Source organism: Pontibacter sp. Tf4, assembly GCF_014212495.1.
Lineage (GTDB): Bacteria > Bacteroidota > Bacteroidia > Cytophagales > Hymenobacteraceae > Pontibacter.
Genome location: NZ_JACKZC010000002.1, coordinates 91,468 through 114,461, shown reverse-complemented (window position 1 = coordinate 114,461; position 22,994 = coordinate 91,468). Strand labels below are relative to the sequence as shown.

At 48.0% G+C, this 22,994-nt stretch carries 22 protein-coding genes; 13 read left to right on the top strand and 9 right to left on the bottom strand.

Features of this window, described 5'->3' with window-relative positions:
• Positions 1 to 4: 4 nt before the first annotated feature.
• The 3 genes from H7F15_RS03395 to H7F15_RS19435 all read right to left on the bottom strand — a co-directional run bounded on the left by H7F15_RS03395 (position 5) and on the right by H7F15_RS19435 (position 2,595).
• Positions 5 to 517, bottom strand: a complete 513-nt coding sequence (locus H7F15_RS03395; protein ID WP_185195557.1) for a class IV adenylate cyclase — start codon at positions 515 to 517, stop codon at positions 5 to 7.
• 59 nt (positions 518 to 576) lie between these two features.
• Complete coding sequence (gene lepA / locus H7F15_RS03390; RefSeq protein ID WP_185195556.1) at positions 577 to 2,361, bottom strand: translation elongation factor 4; 1,785 nt, start codon at positions 2,359 to 2,361, stop codon at positions 577 to 579.
• 102 nt (positions 2,362 to 2,463) lie between these two features.
• Positions 2,464 to 2,595 (bottom strand): hypothetical protein, encoded by a 132-nt coding sequence (locus H7F15_RS19435; RefSeq protein WP_255481062.1) that lies wholly within the window; start codon positions 2,593 to 2,595, stop codon positions 2,464 to 2,466.
• Positions 2,596 to 2,606: 11 nt separating this feature from the next.
• On the opposite strand from H7F15_RS19435, the gene H7F15_RS03385 reads away from it, so the two are divergent.
• The 5 genes from H7F15_RS03385 (at position 2,607) to H7F15_RS03370 (ending at position 8,670) form a co-directional block, all read left to right on the top strand.
• Entirely contained in the window at positions 2,607 to 3,179 is a 573-nt protein-coding gene (locus H7F15_RS03385) for a DUF1003 domain-containing protein (protein WP_185195555.1), read from the top strand.
• Positions 3,180 to 3,338: 159 nt separating this feature from the next.
• Entirely contained in the window at positions 3,339 to 4,055 is a 717-nt protein-coding gene (locus tag H7F15_RS03380) for a LuxR C-terminal-related transcriptional regulator (protein ID WP_185195554.1), read from the top strand.
• Between the two features lie 194 nt (positions 4,056 to 4,249).
• Positions 4,250 to 7,636, top strand: a complete 3,387-nt coding sequence (locus H7F15_RS03375) for a methylmalonyl-CoA mutase family protein (RefSeq protein ID WP_185195553.1) — start codon at positions 4,250 to 4,252, stop codon at positions 7,634 to 7,636.
• A 180-nt stretch (positions 7,637 to 7,816) separates the two neighbouring features.
• Entirely contained in the window at positions 7,817 to 7,948 is a 132-nt protein-coding gene (locus H7F15_RS19430) for a hypothetical protein (protein WP_255481061.1), read from the top strand.
• A gap of 122 nt (positions 7,949 to 8,070) precedes the next feature.
• Positions 8,071 to 8,670: an FKBP-type peptidyl-prolyl cis-trans isomerase gene (locus tag H7F15_RS03370; protein ID WP_185195552.1), complete on the top strand. Its 600-nt coding sequence runs from the start codon at positions 8,071 to 8,073 to the stop codon at positions 8,668 to 8,670.
• An 87-nt stretch (positions 8,671 to 8,757) separates the two neighbouring features.
• On the opposite strand, the gene H7F15_RS03365 is transcribed toward H7F15_RS03370, so the two are convergent.
• Positions 8,758 to 9,234 carry a hypothetical protein gene (locus tag H7F15_RS03365; RefSeq protein ID WP_185195551.1) on the bottom strand — a complete coding sequence of 159 codons (477 nt, stop codon included), beginning with the start codon at positions 9,232 to 9,234 and terminating at the stop codon, positions 8,758 to 8,760.
• 284 nt (positions 9,235 to 9,518) lie between these two features.
• On the opposite strand from H7F15_RS03365, the gene H7F15_RS03360 reads away from it, so the two are divergent.
• Positions 9,519 to 10,943 carry a Glu/Leu/Phe/Val dehydrogenase gene (locus tag H7F15_RS03360; protein ID WP_185195550.1) on the top strand — a complete coding sequence of 475 codons (1,425 nt, stop codon included), beginning with the start codon at positions 9,519 to 9,521 and terminating at the stop codon, positions 10,941 to 10,943.
• A 20-nt stretch (positions 10,944 to 10,963) separates the two neighbouring features.
• Here H7F15_RS03360 and H7F15_RS03355 read toward each other — a convergent pair whose 3' ends face one another.
• From H7F15_RS03355 to H7F15_RS03345, 3 genes are all read right to left on the bottom strand, one after another.
• Positions 10,964 to 11,365, bottom strand: a complete 402-nt coding sequence (locus H7F15_RS03355; protein ID WP_185195549.1) for a hypothetical protein — start codon at positions 11,363 to 11,365, stop codon at positions 10,964 to 10,966.
• A 428-nt stretch (positions 11,366 to 11,793) separates the two neighbouring features.
• Positions 11,794 to 13,527, bottom strand: a complete 1,734-nt coding sequence (locus H7F15_RS03350; RefSeq protein WP_255481060.1) for a M61 family metallopeptidase — start codon at positions 13,525 to 13,527, stop codon at positions 11,794 to 11,796.
• 151 nt (positions 13,528 to 13,678) lie between these two features.
• On the bottom strand, positions 13,679 to 14,098 hold the full coding sequence (locus tag H7F15_RS03345; protein ID WP_185195548.1) for a hypothetical protein: 420 nt from the start codon (positions 14,096 to 14,098) through the stop codon (positions 13,679 to 13,681).
• Between the two features lie 231 nt (positions 14,099 to 14,329).
• Here H7F15_RS03345 and H7F15_RS03340 point away from each other — a divergent pair, with 231 nt between their 5' ends.
• The 3 genes from H7F15_RS03340 to H7F15_RS03330 all read left to right on the top strand — a co-directional run bounded on the left by H7F15_RS03340 (position 14,330) and on the right by H7F15_RS03330 (position 16,435).
• A complete protein-coding gene (locus H7F15_RS03340; RefSeq protein WP_185195547.1) occupies positions 14,330 to 14,920 on the top strand; it encodes a C40 family peptidase in 591 nt (196 codons plus the stop codon).
• 69 nt (positions 14,921 to 14,989) lie between these two features.
• Positions 14,990 to 15,361, top strand: coding sequence for a hypothetical protein (locus H7F15_RS03335; RefSeq protein ID WP_185195546.1), 372 nt, complete (start codon positions 14,990 to 14,992; stop codon positions 15,359 to 15,361).
• 642 nt (positions 15,362 to 16,003) lie between these two features.
• The gene (locus H7F15_RS03330; protein ID WP_185195545.1) at positions 16,004 to 16,435 is read left to right on the top strand and encodes a DUF2147 domain-containing protein; all 432 of its coding nucleotides are present in this window, start codon (positions 16,004 to 16,006) and stop codon (positions 16,433 to 16,435) included.
• A 104-nt stretch (positions 16,436 to 16,539) separates the two neighbouring features.
• On the opposite strand, the gene H7F15_RS03325 is transcribed toward H7F15_RS03330, so the two are convergent.
• The gene (locus H7F15_RS03325) at positions 16,540 to 17,001 is read right to left on the bottom strand and encodes a hypothetical protein (protein ID WP_185195544.1); all 462 of its coding nucleotides are present in this window, start codon (positions 16,999 to 17,001) and stop codon (positions 16,540 to 16,542) included.
• A 170-nt stretch (positions 17,002 to 17,171) separates the two neighbouring features.
• Here H7F15_RS03325 and H7F15_RS03320 point away from each other — a divergent pair, with 170 nt between their 5' ends.
• Both H7F15_RS03320 and H7F15_RS03315 read left to right on the top strand, forming a co-directional pair.
• Entirely contained in the window at positions 17,172 to 17,759 is a 588-nt protein-coding gene (locus H7F15_RS03320) for a hypothetical protein (protein ID WP_185195543.1), read from the top strand.
• A 123-nt stretch (positions 17,760 to 17,882) separates the two neighbouring features.
• Positions 17,883 to 20,423, top strand: a complete 2,541-nt coding sequence (locus H7F15_RS03315) for a gliding motility-associated C-terminal domain-containing protein (protein ID WP_185195542.1) — start codon at positions 17,883 to 17,885, stop codon at positions 20,421 to 20,423.
• A gap of 4 nt (positions 20,424 to 20,427) precedes the next feature.
• On the opposite strand, the gene H7F15_RS03310 is transcribed toward H7F15_RS03315, so the two are convergent.
• On the bottom strand, positions 20,428 to 21,054 hold the full coding sequence (locus H7F15_RS03310) for a cytochrome c oxidase subunit 3 (RefSeq protein WP_185195541.1): 627 nt from the start codon (positions 21,052 to 21,054) through the stop codon (positions 20,428 to 20,430).
• A gap of 196 nt (positions 21,055 to 21,250) precedes the next feature.
• Between H7F15_RS03310 and H7F15_RS03305 the strand changes: the two genes are divergently transcribed.
• Positions 21,251 to 21,826 carry a hypothetical protein gene (locus tag H7F15_RS03305; protein ID WP_185195540.1) on the top strand — a complete coding sequence of 192 codons (576 nt, stop codon included), beginning with the start codon at positions 21,251 to 21,253 and terminating at the stop codon, positions 21,824 to 21,826.
• A 93-nt stretch (positions 21,827 to 21,919) separates the two neighbouring features.
• Positions 21,920 to 22,423, top strand: a complete 504-nt coding sequence (locus tag H7F15_RS03300) for a DUF4920 domain-containing protein (RefSeq protein ID WP_185195539.1) — start codon at positions 21,920 to 21,922, stop codon at positions 22,421 to 22,423.
• The last annotated feature ends 571 nt before the right edge of the window (positions 22,424 to 22,994 follow it).

The window sequence follows — 22,994 nt, the reverse complement described above, 5'->3', positions numbered from 1 at the left end:
CAAATTAAGAATACTGTAACAGGTCTGTGTAGGAAACATGGACAAGGTTCTCCTCCTCTATCTGCAGCAAATCCCTGTAATGATTGCACTGATGCCGGAGCAGATCTTTACCAAGCGAACCTTCCAGATCAATTGCTTCTATCTCTAAAAACCAACCCAGGGACTCTATAAAATCGATATGAAACTTCACGTTCTCAACAAAAAAGATCCGCCGGGTTTTTCTTACCTGCATCAGCACACGTTGTTCGCCGCAGATCTGAGCTATAGTTTCAGCGCCCGGGTTTTTCAGATACAGGAGCACTTCTGTTTCGCTGGCATTTCCGGCTGCCTTCCGGTTATAGTGGATCAGTACATTCTCAATGTTTCCCTGCCGGTGCTTTAGCTTACCATAGTCTGTTTCATAGTAAGTATCCGTCTGTATATCCAGTCCGGCAAAATGGGCACCGTGCTCCAGCAGCGTAGCTTCTGCATTTGCTGGATCCGGACACCGGGCTTTTATGGTAATGTCTGCGTACAAAACTATAGTTTATTAAACCACAAGCCCCGGCGCGCAGGGGCACGTCGGGGCTTGTCTGGTTAGTCGAGTTTAAGCACGGCTAAGAAGGCTTCTTGCGGAATTTCCACGTTACCAACCTGGCGCATGCGTTTCTTTCCTTTTTTCTGTTTCTCTAAGAGCTTACGTTTACGCGAGATGTCACCGCCGTAGCACTTGGCCAGTACGTTCTTGCGCATGGCTTTTACCGTTTCGCGGGCGATGATCTTCTGCCCGATAGCTGCCTGGATGGCGATCTCGAACATCTGGCGTGGCAGCAGTTCGCGTAGCTTTTCGCACAGGCGCTTGCCCCACTCGTAGGCTTTGTCGCGGTGAACTATAGCCGAAAGCGCATCTACTTTCTCGCCGTTCAGCATCACATCCAGCTTCACCATGTTAGACTGGCGGAAACCGATCAACTCATAGTCCAACGAGGCGTACCCGCGCGAAATAGTTTTCAGTTTATCAAAGAAGTCGAATACGATCTCGGCCAGCGGCATTTCAAACGAAAGTTCTACCCTGTCGGATGTAAGGTAGGTCTGGTTTTTCAGGATGCCGCGTTTCTCCATACACAGCGTAATGATCGGTCCCACGTACTCGGCTTTGGAAATGATCTGCGCTTTAATGAATGGCTCCTCGATGTGGTCGATATAGTTTGGCTCCGGCATCTCGGATGGCGCGTTCACCTTCACCATTTCGTTTTTGGTAGTATAGGCATGGAACTGCACCGACGGAACAGTAGTGATCACCGTCATGTCGAATTCGCGTTCCAGACGCTCCTGTACGATCTCCATGTGCAGCATGCCCAGGAAACCGCAACGGAAACCAAAACCAAGTGCAGCAGAAGTCTCAGGCTCCCACACCAGCGAAGCATCATTCAGTTGCAGCTTTTCCATGGAAGCACGCAGTTCTTCGTACTCGCTTGTCTCTACCGGGTAAATACCGGCAAATACCATCGGCTTCACATCTTCAAAACCCTGGATGCCCTGCGCCGGACGGTCCACGTGAGTTATAGTATCGCCTACTTTTACTTCTTTGGCGTTTTTGATACCCGAGATCAGGTATCCCACATTACCGGCCGACATCTCCTGGCGCGCTTCCTGGTTCAGTTTCAGCACGCCAATCTCGTCGGCTTCGTAGGTTTTGCCCGTGTTAATGAACTTTACCTTCTCCCCTTTCTTCAGCGTGCCATTGTAGATACGGAAATAAACTTCGATACCACGGTAAGAGTTAAAAACAGAGTCGAAGATAAGGGCCTGTAACGGAGCCGCCGGGTCGCCTTTTGGTGCCGGAATACGCTCACAAATAGCATTCAGAATTTCTTCGATACCAATACCAGCTTTACCGGAGGCGTGAATAATGTCTTCGCGGTCGCAACCGATCAGGTCGATGATCTGATCCGATACCTCTTCCGGCATGGCATGTGGCAGGTCTATCTTGTTCAGTACCGGGATAATCTCCAGGTCAGAGCCGATAGCCAGGTACAGGTTGGAGATGGTCTGGGCTTCAATGCCCTGCGAAGAGTCCACGATCAGCAGTGCGCCCTCGCAGGCAGCAATGGAACGGGATACTTCATAGGAAAAGTCTACGTGGCCTGGTGTATCGATCAGGTTGAGCACATAGTCCTCTCCTTTATAGTTATAGTTCATCTGGATGGCGTGGCTCTTAATAGTAATGCCGCGCTCACGCTCCAGGTCCATGTTATCGAGCAGCTGGTTTTGCATCTCACGCTCCGCTACCGTGGAGGTAAACTCCAGCAGGCGATCGGCCAGCGTACTTTTACCATGGTCGATGTGGGCAATGATGCAGAAATTGCGAATGTTCTTCATAAGTATCTATACGAAAAACAAAGTTAAGAAGAATTGTGTTTGTTGCAGCCACCCAGCGTAAGATTTGGCTAAGATTTATGCGCTAAAAACATGTTGGTGCAACTATAGCATGGTCAGCCACAGGTTCCGGAAGCTGAAATCACCGGCAAAACGGCCCTGTACTTGCGGGGTAAACTCATCCAAAGCGCTATAAACTATAGTTTCTGCAACCTCGCCACGTATACAAAGCAGCATTACCGACCTTTATGCAAGAAAATAATAAAACAGAAACTGCCCCGGACGCTTCGGGCGAAATGGCCCGGGTTGTAGAGCGTAACATACTGGCCCTGCTGGAACGCAAAAGACAGGAAGACAAGGAAAGATCGAGAGAGAACAGGCTGGCTGATACCATTACCGGCTTTGTAGGCAGCATGAAATTCGTGTACATCCACATCGTTTTTTTCGGTGTCTGGATACTATGGAATACCGGTCTGTTAGGGCTGGAGCCTTTCGACCCTTCGCTTGTTGTGCTGGCCATGGTAGCATCCGTAGAGGCCATTTTCCTTTCTACTTTTGTGCTCATTAGCCAGAACCGCATGTCGGCGCAGGCCGATAAACGCGCCGAGCTGGACCTGCAGATCAGCCTGCTGACCGAACACGAGGTAACGCACCTGGTAAAACTCGTCAGGGCCATTGCCCATAAAATGGATATACAGGAATCGGCGAACCCGGAAATTGATGAACTGGAAAAAGATGTAGCCCCCGAAAAAGTGATGGATACGATGGAAAAACACCAGCAGCGGCTGAAAGAGGAAAACGGCAATAAACGGAAACTATAGCCACAGCACCTGCCATTAGCAGCGCAGACCGGCAATGCTGCAAACTATAAATCTTAACTTATAAATTATAATGAAATGTGGGCGCGCATTGCTTTATAGTCTGGTATGTTATGCTTAATTTTATAGGTAAATCTGCGCACTCTTATACCTAAACTCTACATGGCTGAAAAGCAAACTCACCCCCAACCGCTTAACAGAATTGCCGAACTGGAACAACAACTACAGGAATTGCAGGAAAAATGTGCGTTTCTGGAGAAAGTAGTGCACCAGGTTCCGGCCAATATCTACATCTCCGACCTGCAGGAAGGCCTTATCTGGTGCAACAAAACCAATGAGGAATCCCTGGGCTATACCCTGGAGGAAATACAGGAAATGGGCGGCATGGAGTATATGTATAAGATCGTGCATCCCGACGACCAGAACATACCGGACAACAGCATCACACACTACCAGAATTTTGACGGAGCTGAGTTTGGCGGCGTTTTCCGGGCACGGCACAAGGATGAGAAAGACTATAAATGGTTTATAGGCTGGGCCAAAGCTTTTCGGGTGGACGAATCGGACCAGGTAAAAGAACTGCTGTGCGTGGACGTGGACATGAGCCCCCGGATGAACACGGACAGGCAACTGGTGCAGGCCCTGCGCGAAAACCTGAAGCAAAAGAACAAACTCCTGATCCGATCGTTGCGCAAACGTGAACTGGAAGTGCTGGACCTGGTGTGCCGTGGCCTCAGCACCAAAGCCATTGCCGACAAACTATACATCAGCCCTAACACGGTAAGCACTCATCGCAAAAACATACAGCAAAAACTGGGCACCGTCAACGTAGCCGATCTGGTATCAGTGGGCAAAGAAGCAGGCCTGGGCTATCAATAAACCGTAAAACTTTCTGCAACTATACCTTTCTATTCAGCAGCCTAAACTATAGTTGTTGTTCTGTTTTGTATTGTCAGGGTTTCTATAGTTGCGTATACAACTATAGAAAATTAGCCAAATCCTGCCCATCCTTTAATCTTATAAATCTTAATCCTATCTTCGCATCATATTTTGATAAATCTTGTTACTAAAGTATGTCCATTACTAAAGTAGAACCATATAAGCCTGTCAACCATATCCGTATCGTGACAGCAGCTTCTCTGTTCGACGGCCACGACGCTGCCATTAACATCATGCGTCGTATCATACAGGCATCGGGCGCAGAAGTGATACACTTAGGCCATAACCGTTCGGTGCAGGAGATTGTGGATTGCGCCATTCAGGAAGATGCACAGGCTATTGCCATTACCTCGTATCAGGGCGGCCACATCGAGTACTTCAAGTATATGTACGACCTGCTGAAAGAGCGTGGTTGTGGTCATATCCGCATCTTCGGCGGCGGTGGCGGCGTTATCCTCCCAACCGAGATAGAAGAACTGCACGAATACGGCATTGCCCGTATCTACTCTCCGGACGACGGACGCGCAATGGGCCTGCAGGGTATGATCAACGATATGCTTGAAAAATGCGACTTTCCGACGGGCAATAACCTGAATGGCGAAGCGAAGCACCTGCGTGATAAGGATCCGAAAGCCATTGCCCGATTAATATCAGCTGCCGAGAACTTCCCGGAAGAAGCCCGATCCATACTGAACGAAGTAAAAGAGCAGGCCAAGGAAGTGAAGACGCCGGTGCTGGGTATAACCGGTACAGGTGGTGCTGGTAAATCATCTTTAGTTGATGAGCTGGTGCGCCGTTTCCTGCTGGATTTCCCGGAAAAGAAAATTGCCATCATCTCCGTAGACCCGTCAAAACGTAAGACTGGTGGTGCCCTACTTGGTGATAGAATTCGTATGAACTCGATCTCCAACGAAAGAGTTTATATGCGCTCGCTGGCTACCCGCCAAAGCAACCTGGCCCTGAGCAAGTATGTGCAGGACGCTGTAGATATCGTAAAAGCTGCTGACTTTGACCTGATCATCCTGGAGACTTCCGGTATTGGTCAGTCAGATACCGAGATCATCGAGCACTCGGATATGAGTTTGTATGTGATGACGCCGGAGTACGGTGCCGCCACACAGCTCGAAAAGATCGACATGCTGGACTTTGCCGATGTAATTGCTCTGAACAAATTCGACAAGCGTGGTGCCCTGGATGCCCTGCGTGATGTAAAAAAGCAGTACAAGCGCAACCACCAACTATGGGAAGTGAACGATGACGACATTCCGGTATTCGGAACTATAGCTTCTCAGTTCAACGACCCGGGTATGAACCGCCTGTACCGTGCAGTAATGGCGAAGATTACAGAGAAAACTGGTGTTGAGTTCGCATCTAACTTGCATACGTCGCAGGAGATGTCAGAGAAAGTATACATCATCCCTCCTGCCCGTACGCGTTACCTTTCTGAGATTTCGGAGACTATCCGCAACTACGACAAGTGGAGCAAGGACCAGGCAGAAGTAGCGCAGAAACTATACGGCATCAAGAAGTCGATTGAAGCAGTTCAGACTATAGAGATTGCCGATAAAGACCGTTTAGTAAAACAACTGGAAGAAGCTTACGCCGAAGTAGAACTGAACCTGGACGGCCAGAACAAGAAGATACTCGAGAACTGGAAAGACAAAGTACAGGCTTATAAGAATGAGTTCTACGTGTTCAAGGTACGCGACAAAGAACTGAAGATCAAGACGCACACAGAGTCGCTTTCCCATTTACAGATTCCGAAAGTTGCTACTCCTCGCTACGAAGCATGGGGTGACTTGCTTAAGTGGAACTTACAAGAGAACGTACCTGGCGAGTTCCCTTACACGGCGGGTGTGTTCCCGTTCAAGCGCGAAGGCGAAGACCCAACCCGTATGTTTGCCGGCGAAGGCGGACCGGAACGTACGAACCGTCGCTTCCACTATGTAAGTTTAGGCATGCCCGCCAAGCGTTTGTCTACAGCCTTCGACTCGGTAACACTTTACGGTGAAGACCCTGATTTCCGTCCGGATATTTATGGTAAAATTGGTAACTCTGGTGTAAGCATTTGCTGCCTGGACGATGCCAAGAAACTATACTCCGGCTTCAATCTGGCCGACCCAATGACCTCGGTTTCGATGACCATCAATGGTCCTGCGGCTATACTTACAGGTTTCTTCATGAATGCCGCCATCGATCAGCAGTGCGAACTATACATCAAAGAGCATGGCCTGGAAGAGGAGATAAACGCAAAGATTGAAGCGATCTATAAAGAGAAAGGTGTTGAACGTCCGAGATACCAGGGTGAGTTACCAAAAGGTAACGATGGCTTAGGTTTAATGCTACTGGGCGTTACCGGTGACCAGGTATTGCCTGCTGAAGTATATGAGCCGATTAAAACACGTACGCTGGCAGCAGTGCGCGGTACCGTACAGGCGGATATCCTGAAAGAAGACCAGGCACAAAATACCTGTATCTTCTCTACCGAGTTCTCGCTCCGTTTGATGGGCGACGTGCAGCAGTACTTCATCAACAAGAACGTGCGCAACTTCTACTCGGTTTCTATCTCCGGTTACCACATTGCAGAAGCAGGTGCCAACCCAATCTCGCAGCTGGCCTTCACACTGGCCAACGGCTTTACTTTCGTAGAGTATTACGTGAGCCGCGGCATGGACATCAACAAGTTTGCTCCAAACCTGAGCTTCTTCTTCTCTAATGGTATCGATCCGGAGTATGCGGTAATCGGCCGTGTGGCCCGTCGTATCTGGGCAAAAGCGATGAAGCACAAGTATAACGCCGATGCCCGTTCGCAGATGCTGAAGTACCATATCCAAACGTCTGGCCGTTCGCTGCACGCACAGGAGATCGACTTCAACGACATCCGTACGACGCTGCAGGCTCTCTACGCGATTTACGATAACTGTAACTCGCTTCACACCAACGCTTACGACGAGGCCATTACAACGCCAACCGAAGCTTCCGTACGTCGTGCGATGGCGATCCAGTTGATTATAAACCGTGAGCTGGGTCTGGCGAAGAATGAGAACCCACTGCAGGGCTCGTTCATCATCGAAGAACTGACAGACCTGGTGGAAGAAGCTGTACTGGCAGAGTTTGATAGAATAACGGAGCGTGGCGGTGTATTGGGTGCGATGGAGACGATGTACCAGCGCGGTAAGATTCAGGAGGAAAGCCTGTACTACGAAACGCTGAAACATACGGGCGAATATCCGATCATTGGTGTGAACACCTTCCTGTCGTCGCAGGGCTCTCCTACTGTTATTCCGCAGGAAGTTATCCGTGCTACCGAAGAAGAAAAGCAATACCAGATATCCATGCTGCAGTCGCTGCACCAGCGTAATGCGGATAAGTCTGCGGAAATGCTGAAGCGCATTCAGCAGGTAGCAATCAACAACGGCAACATTTTCGAAGAGATGATGGAGACGGTGAAATTCTGCTCGCTGGGCCAGATCACCAATGCATTGTTTGAAGTTGGCGGACAGTACCGCAGAAACATGTAACCTATAGTTTGAGCTATAGCTGAATATTAAAAGGAGCCGGTGAAAACTGGCTCCTTTTTTGTTATCATCAAAGCCAGACTATAGTTAAAACAGAATTAACAATTTAGTTATATTTCACAGACAACCTTACCTGCCGGTACACGTTACTACGGGTAACTAACCCTTTACATTTCCAGATCCATGAAGCGCATATCAACTATATCATCGTTGTTGCTGATAGGCACAACGTTCGGCTTTCTGATGAAAGGCTGGCTGACTCCACACGACTTACAGATAGATCTATCAGATGAGGACGTTCACTTGTATTTATAAACAGATTACAATTTAAACAAGCGGAAGCGGACCACCCGGTTCGCTTTTGTCGTTTATATTCAGATTAGGTTTAAAACTCCAATCCTTCTACTTTTATACTTTCTTACACACAGAAACAAAACATGACATTACAAGAAAAGATCAGCTACATTATTGGCCGCGACATGGCGGGTAACCTTAAAAAACAAGGCATAGATGTAAACCCGGATGCTTTTATAAAAGGCATGAAAGAAGCCATTGAAGGTAAGCCTTCAACGTTATCGCAGGCAGAAGTACAGGAAGCCATGATGCAGCTTCAGCAGGAAATGGGCGCAAAACAAGGCGCTGCTGCCTCAGAGAACAAGCAGGCCGGCGAAGCGTTTTTAGCTGAAAATAAAAACAAAGAAGGTGTAAAAACATTACCAAGTGGCCTGCAATATGAAGTGCTGAAAGAAGGATCTGGTAAATCACCATCTGCTTCTGATAAAGTAACAACGCACTACCATGGCACGCTGATCGATGGTACTACTTTTGACTCCTCTTACGAGCGCGGTCAGCCTGCTACGTTCCCGGTAAACGGCGTTATTGCTGGCTGGACAGAAGCACTGCAACTGATGAAAGAAGGTGCCAAGTGGAGATTATACATTCCTTCTGACCTGGCGTATGGCTCTCAGGGCGCAGGCGACGTGATCGGGCCAAATGCAGCGCTGATCTTTGATGTGGAACTGATATCAGTTCACTAAAATAGACGGCTTAGCTATAAGGCAAAAAAGGAGTCCCGGCTATAGTTTAGCCGGGACTCCTTTTTTATAAGCTATAGTTTGTTGTGTTTATGCTGTTTCGCTGCCGGAGTGCATCTCATTAAGCCAGCGCAGGCATTCTTCGTAATATAAAAAATGTTCTAAAATCAGCACTTTATCTCCGTAGATCATATCATCGCCGTCCAGATCATGTATCAGACTTTCGTAAAAATGAACCGGAAGGATAACAGCCACAAAAACATCCTGGTTAAGCAAGCGGAGCGCTCTCGGGAAAATGTGTTTGAATACCCACTTCTGGTCCTCCTTTTTTATAGTGTCCCGGTGCTGCAGATCGAGCACCCAGCGGGTGGGCTTAAAGAACTGTACCAACCGTAGAATGTAAGTGTAACCGTTGCGCAGCTCACTGGTATCTACTGTCCCCTCCCATCTTATATTGAGTACTTCTGCTACTGTGTCGTAGTGCACAGCTAAATTTTGCGACAACTGTACGTGCTCCGGTGTAACCGCATATTGCTGCAGCCCATGTGCTATAAAAGTATTTGTCATGCCCTGGCTAATCGTTAAACTGACTTAAAAAGAGATACTGGTGCGGTTCGCTAATCTACTACTGCAAAGATGCGGCCATAATAGTTAACAAACAAGATTAAATTAAATCTAATCAATACAAATTGATTGTAAAACTTGTTTAAACAACATTTATGTAACGCCACATACAGGCTACTTATTGTACTGAAAGACAGTGAGATTGGGCTGTAGCCGCAATAGCAGAACAAAAAACTGGTTAGCCCGTTCTAAAATGCAATTATTTAAACAAGCTAAATTGTAACGCTATGGCCGATAATCACAACGAAGGAAGCAGATTCCTGCAGAGTGTACACCAGTATTTCGACAATGCAGCCCGCTACTCCGGACTTTCTTCAGGTATACTTGCTCAGATTAAGGTATGTAACAGTGTATATAAAGTGTCTTTCCCGGTTGAAATAGACGGAAAGATAGAAGTGATAGAGGGTATTCGTGTACAGCACAGCCACCATAAACTACCCTCTAAAGGCGGTATACGATTTAGTATGCAGGTTGACGAAGATGAAGTAAAAGCTTTGGCTACCCTGATGACCTTTAAATGCGCTGTAGTGGATGTGCCCTTTGGTGGCGCAAAAGGAGGCGTTAAAATTAACCCACGCACCAGTTCTGTAAAGACCCTCGAGAAAGTAACCCGCCGCTATGCAGCCGAGCTCATTAAAAAGAATCTGATCGGTCCTGGCATGGATGTACCGGCTCCGGACTATGGCACCGGCAGCCGTGAGATGGCCTGGATAGCAGATACCTACCAGGCACTGAAGTACGGTGAAACCAATGCGCTGGGCTGCGTAACGGGTAAGCCTGTGGGCCAGGGTGGCATTCGCGGCCGAGCCGAGGCAACAGGGCTTGGCGTTTATTTTGGAATCAGAGAGGCCCTTGCCGATAGTGAACTGTTGAAAGGCAAGAATCTGAGCGGTAATACCATGCAAGGCAAACGGATCATCGTCCAGGGTCTTGGGAATGTGGGGTACAATGCGGCTTATTTCTGCCAGCAGGACGGCGCGGTAATTATAGGTATAGCTGAACGCGAAGGTGGCATTTACAATGCGGATGGCATTGATGTGGAGGACGCATTTAAGCACCGCAGCGAAACAGGCTCTATTCTGAACTATAAGAATTGCCGCAACATAGAAAACTCCGCCGAACTGCTGGAAACAGAATGCGATATCCTGATACCGGCGGCTCTTGAAAATCAGATTAACCAGGAGAATGCTGGCAGGATAAAAGCCAAGATCGTAGCGGAAGGTGCCAACGGACCGGTAACCAAAGGAGCAGAAGAGATTTTACTGGCAAATGGTATTGTGGTTATTCCGGATCTGTACCTGAATGCAGGAGGTGTAACGGTATCTTACTTTGAATGGCTGAAAAACCTGTCGAATGTGCGTTTCGGGCGGATGGGCAAGCGTGCAGAGGAAGCGAGCTACAGAAGGCTGGTCAACGCCATCGAATCATCATCCGGCAAAAGCCTGTCGGCACAGGAGAAGGCCATGCTTACGCAGGGAGCGGATGAAGTAAGCCTTGTTCGGTCGGGCCTCGAGGATACCATGATAAATGCCTACCACGAGATACGGGAAATCATGCACCAGAAAGGAATCAGTGATATGCGGACAGCTGCTTTCCTGACAGCTATTGAAAAGATAGGGGTAAGTTACGAAGCCCTCGGAATTTTCCCGTAAACTATAGCGGGAACAAAAGCCTAAAGCTGAGAAATGGTCGGGAACATAATAGCATCCCGGCCTTTTTTTTCACTCTCCAGCCACAGAATAGCCTCTGCCCTATCGGTAAAATAGTTGAAGTGGATAAAGCTGTGCTCGGCAGGTTCGGTAGCGGTATAGTTGGTAACTATCGCTTTAAAATGATCTTCGGAGAAAACTACGGCTACAAAAAAATCTTCCTGAATGGTATCGTGTACCTTGCTGTAGTAATGGTTGTTCAGCCACGCCTCCTGCTCACGCTCCAGCGGGCCGGAAAGTGTTAGGTCGGTACAGTATAGTTTTACCTTTACCTGTTCCTGCACAAAAGCCAGGCCCTGCAGGTAAGTCTCAACAAAAACAGCATCTGTTGGTCTGTTTTTCCAGATCACCTGTAATATCTCCAATTCGGAGTTGTATACAATTTCAGAACAAGCTGTAGAATGAACTACCATGCCTATGTGCGCGTAATTTTCAGAATTTGCACGAAATATATACAATTTAAAACCAATAACAAAAATATAAATTGTATTTGATAAAGAATAGAACGTGCTATATATTCTGAATCGGCAATAAATTCAAAATTAGATTTTAATAAAATCCCGATTAAATTTCACAAAAGCATAAATGGATAAGGTAGGATGGTATTTAGCGTTTAATTAATTGCTACAGCATACCTTCTCTGCATGTTATGCCGCATTCCTTACCAGTTCAAGTAGAACACTAATTGAGTTGTCGGTTTACTTTACGTTCAGAAATAGTGAAAATAAAAAAGGAGAAGCACGGCCAGTAAAGTCTATGCTTCTCCTTTCAGCATTATAGTATAATCGGGTGTTTAAGCTCCTTTAATACCTAACCACTTATTGTAGATTTCAAGCTGAGCACTTGTAGGCTTTTCTATTTTTTCGAATTTATACCGAACGCGTGTATCCTTCAGCACTTTTACAGGTACTATCTGTAAAATACCATCACGGGAGATCAGCACCTCAAGTTCATCACCGGGCTGCACACCGCCTACATAGCGATCGATGTCGTTGCCCACACGGTAGCCGTTTATAGCTATAACTTCATCTTTTACGTTCAGGCCGGCTTCGTAGGCGCTGCTGCCACGGGTTACCCCTGTTATGGTCAGGCGTCCGTCGTTAAAGGATGTGGTTGCCCCCCAGCTTCCGCTCACGTTCTGTTCGTTCAGGTTAACCAGGCGGAGCCCGGCAGCATTAAAGTACTTGTTATAGTCCGGGGTGCTGGTGCCATGTACATAGTCTCTGAAAAAAGCATCCATGCTGTGGCCTGCGGCCTGCTCAATGGCTGCCTGAAACTCTTTCTCCGTAAAGCCCCTGTCCAGCTGCTTATAGTAGCGGTTGTACATGCTGCGCATCACATCGTCCAGGCTCTTGGCACCGTTCGTGCTTTTCATGATCTCCATGTTCAGCAACTGGCCAAGTACACCGCCTTTGGTGTAGTAAGATACTTCCGCGTTGTTGGAGTTCTCGTTCTGGCGGTAGTATTTTATCCAGGCATCGAAGCTGGATTCGCTCACAGACTGTACTTTGTTGCCCGGTGTGTTCTCCACGTTGCTGATGCTTCCGGCCACCACATCCAGGTAGCGTTGCTCCGGCATCAGGCCAGCCCTGCGCACGATCAGGTCATCGTAATAGCTGGTAATACCCTCCGATACCCAAAGCAGTCGGGTATAGTTCTCTTCGTTGTAATTAAATGGACCAAGTGGGGCAGGACGCAGGCGCTTTACATTCCATAAATGGAAATACTCATGGGCTACCAGGCTCAGGAAACCAGTATAACCACTTTCGGTGCCATAGTTAAAACGGCTCGTCTGTAGGGTGGTTGAGTTAAGGTGCTCCAGGCCGCCCCCGCCGCGCTGCAGGTTATGAACTATGAATACATAACGGTCTATCGGTAGTTCGCCCATAATGGCTACGCTCTCTTCTACTACACGCTTCATGTCTTTCATCAGGCGTTCCGGCTCATAGTTGCCGTCGCCGTACATAGCTACTTCGTGCGGCACGCCATTTACTTCAAACGTATATACTTCGTGGTTACCAATTTCCAGCGGCGAATCAGCCAGTACGTCGTAGTTCGGGAAAGTGTAGGTAAACTTGCTCACCTGCTTAAGGCCTGTTGCTACCTTGCCAAAGCTCTTATGTGGCACCACTGTCAGGGTACCGGCTTGTTTTTCATAGCCCTCCGGGTACATAAACATACTGGTACCGTTTACATAGCCGTGTGTTGCATCCAGATAGCTGGTACGCACACTCAGTTCGTAGGCGTATACCTTATAGTTTACTGTTACTTCTGAAGCCCTGTTGCTATACACCCGCCAGGTGTTTTTATCGATCTTCTCAGAGCGCAGTGCTTTACCAGCACCGTCAGTAGCGTTAAAGCCTTCCACATTTTTGGCAAACTCCCGCACCAAGTATGAGCCCGGTGCCCACACAGGCATGGTAAAATCGATGTACTTTTTACGGGCACCCTCTAAGGTAGCGCTCACTTCAAAATAATGGGTGTGAGGTTCCGGCATCTCAAGTTTATACTTAAGTTCTGCCGCCATTGCCGGCGCTATACCTGCCAGCACAAAAAATAGAAAGAATAGTAAGGTTTTTTGTAGATGGTGTTTTGAAAGCATGTGTTAGGTTTAGATTTTGTTTAACAAGCATGTTACAACAATTATGCTTTTTTTCAAAATCTAAATCCCTGGCCTCCTATCCTGCCTTGCTCAGGCGCTGGTTACGCAGCCAGTCTTCGGCCTCCGGCAGTTGACAGAAGGTATTAATAATGATGAAGGAATTATAGCTTTTCAGGCCATAGTCTCCTACTTCTTCCAGCATGCGGTGGTAACATTCTTCTGATACGATAACTGCAATGTAATGCTCGTGCCCCAGCATCATCAGTTGCGGAAAGAACTGCACCTGCAGCCAGGTCTCCTCTCTTTCACCCAACGCATCCAGAGCTCTGAAGTCCAGCAGCCATGTGTTTACCGGATGTTTTTTTACATAGGCAAGGGCCTGTAACAGGCCAGTCTTAAAAGCTTCAAATTCAGGTTCAGACAAGCACTCCATACGAACCCACTCACCGCTCTCAGGCAGGGTTACCTCAACAGACGATGAACGATAAAGCTTCATTTTGATGTTACTACTAAAAGTATATTTCAAATTTATAAATATTTATTCCTATTTAAGTAATAATGTAGCCACATTTGTTCACTATAAGGCCTGAAAGGTGGTAAATACCCGAATTGATAGGGTGAAGGCTGGTTTTAGGAAGGTAAAGGCAACAAGGTAGCTAACGAAGTGCTACGCTAAAGTGAATGGCATGATATTGGCAACCAACAGGATACGCAAACTATGTTAACTATGAAAAGAAACCTGATTTTATTCATTTCCCCGGTATTAGTGTTAGTTGTGTTACTGGCTACAGGTTATAAACTTTACACACCAAATGTGGCACACCCGACAACCAATGTTATAGCAGTAGCAGAAAAGTCCGAAAAGGTACAGCACGCTGATGACAAATGGGTAGCGATACCAGCCAAAGGACAACCAGGCAACTATAGCACAGCAGAAGCTGCGGAAATTCTGCAGTATGCCAACAGCCTGATAGGTTCCCCCTACCAATATGCCGGAATTACACCTGCCGGGTTCGACTGCTCCGGGTTTGTAACGCACGTGTTCGATAGATTTGCCATGGATATTCCCCATTCCTCATCGTTACAGGCAAGTGAAGGCATAGCTGTTGCCAAAGACGAAGCCGCTCCGGGCGACCTTGTTATTTTTACCGGTACGGATGAGACAGACCGCACGCCCGGGCATGTGGGCATTGTTATCTCTGAGCCCGGCGATACCATTTCGTTTGTACATGCTTCCTCTAATGGCGGCGTAAAGATCAGCAAAGTGCAGGGTACAAGATATGATATCCGCTTTCTGGAAGTGCGCCGGGTACTATAGCCTGTAGGCCAACCATAAAACATTAAGGATTTTTCGCGTACATAGCATTATACCAGCAAAACTGCGGCTATGCACTCCTACGTCATCAATTCTGTAAATGCGCTAATACTTATAGTTGCCGGGCTTACGGTTTACTTTATACACCCGCAACAGCCTCCGGTAGCCCTGGTAGCTCCCGGGCTTGGCCTTATGCTGCTGGCCTGTACTTACCATTTGCGCAAACACAACCAGTTTGTTACCCATACGGTTACGGCGCTAACGCTGCTGGCAGCTATAGTTGTAATTTTCAGGTTAAATGCCGGCGGCGAGCGCTGGGATACGCGCTATTTGCTGTTACTGCTGATGGGGCTGAGTTGTATAGTAGCGGTAGCGGTTTTTATAGGCAACTTTCTGCGGGAGCGCAGGACGCGCAACAACACGATTTACAAAGATGATCTGTAACTATAGCCGGCTGAAAAGCAAAACACCTGATGTAGCCCGTCAAGTTACACCAGGTGTTTCAGAATCCTAAAAAGTCTTAACAAGCGGCTTCCTGTTGTTCAGGTTACCATCCGAAGACCTTGAGTAATATTAAGCTGTGCAAACAGCAAAAATCCCGTTTACGAAGCCGACTCACTGTTTAGGTGAATGCAATTACTTAGGCTCGTTAAAACTTGTTTGGGATTAGACATTTGTACCTCCTTTCTCTATAGTCCGACATAAACCCTGAACCTTCGACCAGATGTTGAATAAGGTGGTCAGACCAGAGCCGTAGCACTCGCTACATTTACTTCTTATTAAAGGTAAAATAACGGCATTAAGTTCACAAGGTTTTTATTATTTTTTTAATTCTGCCAAACTGTTTTATCTGTCCGGAAAGGCAGCAAAACCGCCTAAAACAACTATAAACCGCACTTACCACCTACAATACACTGATACACAACAAACTATAGTTTGGTATTCTTTTATAGTAGGTGCCGGTAGCAGCATAACAGGCACAGCATTTGAGTAAAGCCAACTATAAGTTGCATTGCAGCTATGTGTTTTAAATCAAAAGTTTTTTATTATTTTTAGTATCAGTATCTAACAAACAACTAACCGATCATGAAAAAGAACCTGCTCGCTCTGGCCGTACTCATGCTGCTAAGCACCTACGCATGGGCACAATCCCTGTCGCCGATTGGCGTCTGGACAAACGAAGAAGGTAAAGCCCGCTTCGAAATTTACAAGTGTGGCGATAAGCTTTGCGGTAAGATTATTACCCTGAAAGAGCCGCTAAGAAACGGAAAACCAAAGCTGGATGAAAATAACCCGGACAAAAAACTCCGTACCCGCCCGCTGCTTGGCCTGGATTTTATGAAGGGGTTTGAGTACGAAGGCGACAACAAGTGGGATGATGGCACTATTTACGATCCGGAAAGCGGCAAAACCTATTCCTGCTACATGAAGATGACCGGCAAGGACAAAATGGAAGTGAAGGGCTACATCGGTATATCGCTGATCGGCAGAACCCAGAACTGGACCCGCGTTAAGTAACACACTACGCAAAAAAAAACGGCTGGCATCAGATGCCAGCCGTTTTTTTTTAACCCTTTACCACACTTTTAACTTCAGAAAGCGGCAAAAGGTTGTGCAGTGCTTTAAAAAACCTGTTCAATTTTATATTCCTGCCCCCTGAATTCGAAGCTGTCGCCGGCAGTTTTACCGGCCATTGCTTTAAACACCGGCGACATGCCCGAGATAGCAAAATAGGTTTCGCCATCCACTTCGATCTGCCCCAGGCTTACACCTATAAAATAATTTTGCAGGCTGGTATGTACCACGGCCCCAAATGCTACTTCCTTGTTCTCGCGGGTGGCGTTAATGCGTTTCAGTACGCCCATAGTCGTAATCAGTTCATCCAGCTGGCGGGCAAACATATCACGTTGTATCTGGCAGGCTTCTCTGAACGACTCAAATTTGTCCTCTATTGCGCCCTGGTGCTCGTTGGCACTCTCCTGTGCATCGTCCATGGCATCTTTTGCAGCTTTGATCTGGGTGTTCAGCATTTTGGTGCATTCCTGCAGCAGCCGTTTTTTTAGTTCTAATTCCTGTGCAACCATTTTCTTTAAAGTCTAAGTTTAAGTCCCTCATCTGCCTGTCAGGTTTAAGCCTTTGCCTGCCTGCAAACCAGGGTAGTAAGTGCGGTAAGATGTAAGCGACCATCTCCGGTTAATAGGTAAGATACAAAACTATTCAGGAGATAACGTGTTTAAGTGTTTTAGATTACTAAATGACGTTAAACGGAATTCTGAAACGATTGTTGGGGCTGTTTTACAGGAAAGATTCCTGCAGCCGGCTCAGGCGTTCGGCGCGCTACCAGGCACGCTATGCCGCCTGGGTACAGCAGGGCCTGCCCAATGGTTTGCTCAGCAGTTTCAGCAAAGCGTATCATTACCAGAAAGCAGGCCTTACCAGTACAAAAAAAGTACAGCTTATACAGGAACCGGGCCGTGAAGGTATAGTGCTTTTCTATAGCCCGGAGGTGGGCCCCGCCTCTTTTTCTTTTTTAGTGGATTACCTGAAAACGAAAGTAGAAGAATTGGGCTACCGGCTGCGCAGCTCGGATGTGCGCACGATATCAGAGCATGACAAAAAACAGCGCATCGAGACCTACTATCTGATTCCCTTGCCGCAAAGCTTGCCTGGCAGCAACGTTTGCAACCAGCTATACGGCAACATTACCATTAACTATACCCGCGTAAACGGGCAGCCTTCGTTTATCCGCATCATCTGCAACAGCATTACTGTCGCGCACTTCAGCACGCCGCTTCCATTCTCCGAACTGATTTCCCGCCTGCTGCAACCAACTGAACTATAGGATTTTCGTACTTAGAATATCCATCACAACTATTGCAGAATACACATAGTTTTTAGTACTTTACTCGCTTTCTGCGATAGCATATCCGGATACTTATAGTTGCGCCACTTCAATTGCCTGTGCATGAAACACCGTTTACTAATACTTATTCTGGTAATGCTCAGCGCAACTATAGCGCAGGCCACACACATTGTAGGCGGCGAGTTTGAGCTGCGGTATGTGCGGGCCAACAATTACCAGCTATACCTGAACCTGTACTTCGACGATGTGAACGGGAACCCGGGAGCTTTTGACCAGAGCATCACCGTAAACATTTTTGAGAAGGGCACTAACCGCTGGATCATGAGCCGGGCTATGTCGGCCCAGTCGCGGGTGCCGGTGCCTTATACCAACATAGAATGTACCGTCAGCCAGCTGCGCACCAGCAAAATTGTATACAATGTACCCATCACACTGGAGCCAGAAATATTCAATAACCCCGACGGCTACTATGTTACCTGGGAGCGTTGTTGCCGCAACTATACGATCAACAATATTCAGTCGCCGGATGCCGCTGCCCAGACCTTTTACATGGAGTTCCCGGCGGTGCGCCAGAACAATGCGGAATTCCGTAATTCATCTCCCAGATTATTTCCTCCACTCAGCGATTATGCCTGTGTAAACGAGCTCTTTTACTTTGATTTCAGTGGAACAGATGCCGACGGTGATTCGCTGGTTTATGACATGGTAACTCCCCTGAACGGATTCACAACTCCGGCCATGCCTGCCTATGGCGTACTAGGCTACGAACAGGTGCAGCCGCGCCCGGCCCCCTACCCGCTTGTGCGCTGGCAGCCCGGCTATAACACTCAGAACCAGATACGCGGCAACCCACCCATGCAGATAGATGCGGTAACCGGCCGCCTGACCATGCGCCCTGAAAAGAAGGGCCTTTTTGTGTTTGGCGTGCGTGTGCAGGAATTCCGGATGGGGAAAAAGATTGGCGAAGTGCGCCGCGATTTTCAGGTAATGGTACTGGACTGCCCTACCAATGCCTCGCCGGGTGTGCTGGTACGCGAAAAAGGTAAAAAAGCTACCTACCAGGAAAATGAAGTGCTCCGGATAAACCCGACCGGCAGCCGTTGCCTTGATGTTTTCTTTACCGACCCCGACCGAAATGAATTTGTGGCATTAAAGGTAATCCCGGTTAATTTTCCAGCCAACGCTTTTACTTTCTCGGGCCAGCAGCAAGGCATCATTAACCGCAGCACTACTGCTTCCGATACCTTGAAAGCCACCATTTGTTTTGATGAATGCTTTACCACAAACGGCTCCATCTATAAACTGGACCTGGTAGTACAGGATGATGGCTGCAGCCTGCCCCGGCAGGACACCGTCCGGCTGAGTTTTATAGCCGAGCCTATACCCGATGCGCTGCCAACTATAGCGCTCAGCACACCGCTCCGCAAATTTAACGTGGCCCTTGGCGACGTACTGAACTTTGATGTACTCGGTGCCGATGCGGACGGTCAGGTGGTATCGGTAAGCGCGCGGGGTGTCGGGTTCGATCTGGCATCGCAGAACATTAGTTTTACAGGAGGTTCCGGTACCGGCACTGTGCAGTCCGCCTTTAGCTGGCCCATCGATTGCAAAGCACTATCTGCCGAGTCGTATACTATAGAATTTACAGTTACCTCCGTCTTTTGCGGCACAAACATAACACGCACCGAAGCAATAGAGGTCAGGCCGGCGAACGTGAACCATGTTCCAACTATAGCTGCAACCCCGGCTGACAGAATAATTATGCTGCAGGCAGGCCAGGAATTTGAAATGGATGTGCTGGGCAAGGATATTGACGGGCACGCACTTGCGCTTACGGCAGCCGGCACCGATTTTGACTTGACAGCAACCGGCATGCAGTTCACCAGTACCAACGGGAATGGCTCGGCCACCGGCAAGCTGCGCTGGACACCCTTTTGTTCCAACCAGAACGAGACGGTCCGCAAAGTCACTTTCACGCTTAAAGAGAGTACCTGCAACCCATCGCCTGACCAGACCCTGACAATAGAATTCAGGATCTCAGCACCAAACAATGCCCCAACGCTTACGGCAGATAAAGCCGCTACCTTATACGAACTGGAACTGAACGAACCTTTTGAAGTAAACTTTACCGGCGATGATGTAGACCTGAACCCGCTGCTGCTGCAGGCAGCCGGAGACGGCTTTGATTTGCAGGATTACGGCATGGAATTTACCGCCACTCCCGGCAACGGCAAGGCAACCGGCACCTTTAAACTGACAGCTACCTGCCCCATGGCCGACCGAAACGTGCTGCGTGTTAACTTTATACTGACAGAAGAGGCATGCAACCCGGCTCCGGCACCGGTTTTAACTATGGAGTTTAAGGTACGCGTACCGCTGCTGCAGGACTTTATACCGGCCAACATCTTTACCCCGAACAACGATGGACTGAATGATTATTTCCAGATACCCGACCTACCTTCCGACTTCTGTTCAGCCCGCTTTGCAAGCATAAAAATATTTAACCGCTGGGGTCAGGAAGTGTATTTCAGTAACCAGAATACCTTTAAATGGGACGGGGCAGGAGCCAATGCCGGTGTTTACTTTTATGTGATAGATTTTGGCAACACCCAATACAAAGGAAGCTTAACGCTGGTACGCTGATGACTTAGAACATGAACAGGAATACCAGGTACAGCGCCAGCCATACAAAATCGAGGAAGTGCCAGTAGCTGCAGATCATAGTTAGCTGTAGTTGGCGGTATGGGTCGCGGATGTAGATGAGGCTGCGCACGCTGTCGGTGGCCATGTGTGCTGTTTTAAAGAACAGAAATGCCAGGAAAATAAGCCCGCCCACCAGGTGCAGGATATGCAGCGCCGAGATCAGGTAAAGATAAGTGCCCGATGCCCTTCCGCTAAAGGTTATGCCAGCCGCTTCCATCTCGCGCCAGCCTAAGAGTTGTGCCCCCACAAACAGCAGTCCAAGCACAAGGGTAAAGCCAAGGTAACGGACCATTTTCTTCAGCTTGTCTTTTTTATAGATGCCCGGCACCCGGCTGATGGTATAGCTACTGATGAGCAGCATCACCGTACTGACACTGAAGAATTTCGGGAACTGCACCAGCCCGCTGCCAAAGCCACCGGTACGCACAAACGCGATCAGCAGGATTAGAAACAGTACGCCAATGCCCACCATGCTCAAGTAAAGCAGCATCCGGATCGGGTGCATACGCTCGATCTGTCGGAAAGCAGACAACTGCTTTTGTCCTACCTTATTTTTCTTATCTGAATTCATCTGATGTATGCGTCAGAGGCCTGTTTTTCCGGCTTTATCTGCCAGCAGTTTCACTTTCTGTATATACCTATACGTATGCAGGTTTGTTTTGCCTACCACAGATAAAGATACTTTTTGCAGGTGCCTGATAATTAAAGGCAATAGGTGTTACCATCCGTAGCCGGCTTGCGTTATAAGGGTAAGTAAACGAAAGCTTATGCATGTCACATTTTTATTCAGAATAGTCGGTCTCTGCGTTTTTCTGCTGCTACTTTGTCAATTGAATGCCAGCGCCCAGACACCACGCCCATTTACCGGAAAAAACACGATAACCATTGTACTGGAGAGCCCGCGCGGACGCTACGAGTTTAAATCCGACGAACTGCTGGTGCGCTATAACCGAACCCGCGAGCAGCTGGAGTGTAGCGTGCTCATCAACTCCCTTTACCCTACCAGCGACACCATCCCTGCGAACATGGCCTATGACGTGCTGTACGGAGCCCGGTTTCCGGAACTGGCTTTCCTGATAGACGTGCCCAATGAACTTATGAACAGCGACCGCACTGGCTCTTCGCAGCAAAATCAGCGGACCACCATTACGTTGCAGGGCAATACCAACGAGAAAAAAATACCGGTACATTTTGCTCCCGACAAGAATACCATCAGCTTCGGTACCAGTTTCGACCTGATGCTGGATAACTTTGAGGCAAGCATACCGGCCCGCTACCTGCCGGTGTTAACAGGTCGCCTGCTCATCAACATAAACAATGCCCGTTGGTTAGACCAACCCTGAGCCAACTATAAGCGCCACTTTAATGCCGGTTTTGTAACTATAGCATTCCTCATAGAATTTGCTATATTTACATCACACCAACACGAACAAACCATGATCAAACGCTTTATTCCGGCCCTGTTGCTTTGCGGTATACTGCTTACAGGTTGCAGCCAGACAAAAGAAGAATCTGCCACAGTACAACAGGAGGCCACCTCCACTACAGAGGCCAGCCTTTACGGCTCTGATTTTAAAGAAGAGAACATCCTATCCGTAACCGAACTGCAGGATGCGGTAGCCAAAACGGATTCGGTGCAGGCCACCGTGACCGGGGAGATAATAGAAAGCTGCCAGTCCAAGGGCTGCTGGATGGATGTGAAACTGGCAGATAACAGCTCTATGAAAGTAACTTTCCGGGACTATGGATTCTTTTTACCGGTGGAAGATCTGAAAGGCAAAAGCGTGGTATTTACCGGAACAGCTAAACGCGAAGAAATATCTGTAGACGACCAGCGCCACTACGCCGAAGACGCCGGCAGATCAGCAGCAGAAATTGCCGCCATCACCGAGCCTAAAGTAGAACTGCGCTTCGTAGCTGACGGCGTAAAAATCAAATAGGGAGAAAGCATTGTTGCTATAGTTACAACTATAGTTCTCATATGATTACATGTTACAGAAGGCTGGAAATTGAACGTTACCAGCTTTTTCTTTTTATAAGGTGTAAGAATCAGGATTAATAGGTTTGTAGAATTGGAGTTTTGGCTATAGTTCAGGCGTTAGAAAACACACCCCTACCCCTCTCAAGAGGGGAATTTCTGCCCTTGCTATAGTTGAGCAGTTATAGTTTTATAGTTACGGTTGGTCCAACCACCCCTGCCCCTCCTTATCCAAGGAGAGGAACTTTGCCTCTTCCATTTCACAAACTATAGTTCTATAGTTACAGCCTGTGAACAGGACAGGTTTACCTGGCCCTACGGAATTACAACCACGAGAAAGTAGCCGATCTGCTACAACCAAGCACAAGCACTGAGACTATAGCTAAGACAGAAGCTATCGAATGTGATTACAGTCTTTGGGTTGAGCGCCTTTGACTTGTTGCGGTGCCGTCAGGCAATCCGAGGCACGAGGATAGCAAGAAGGCAGCAGCGCGATGCCCGAAGACGGGGCTTCCCGGCCCGGGAGGGAGCCA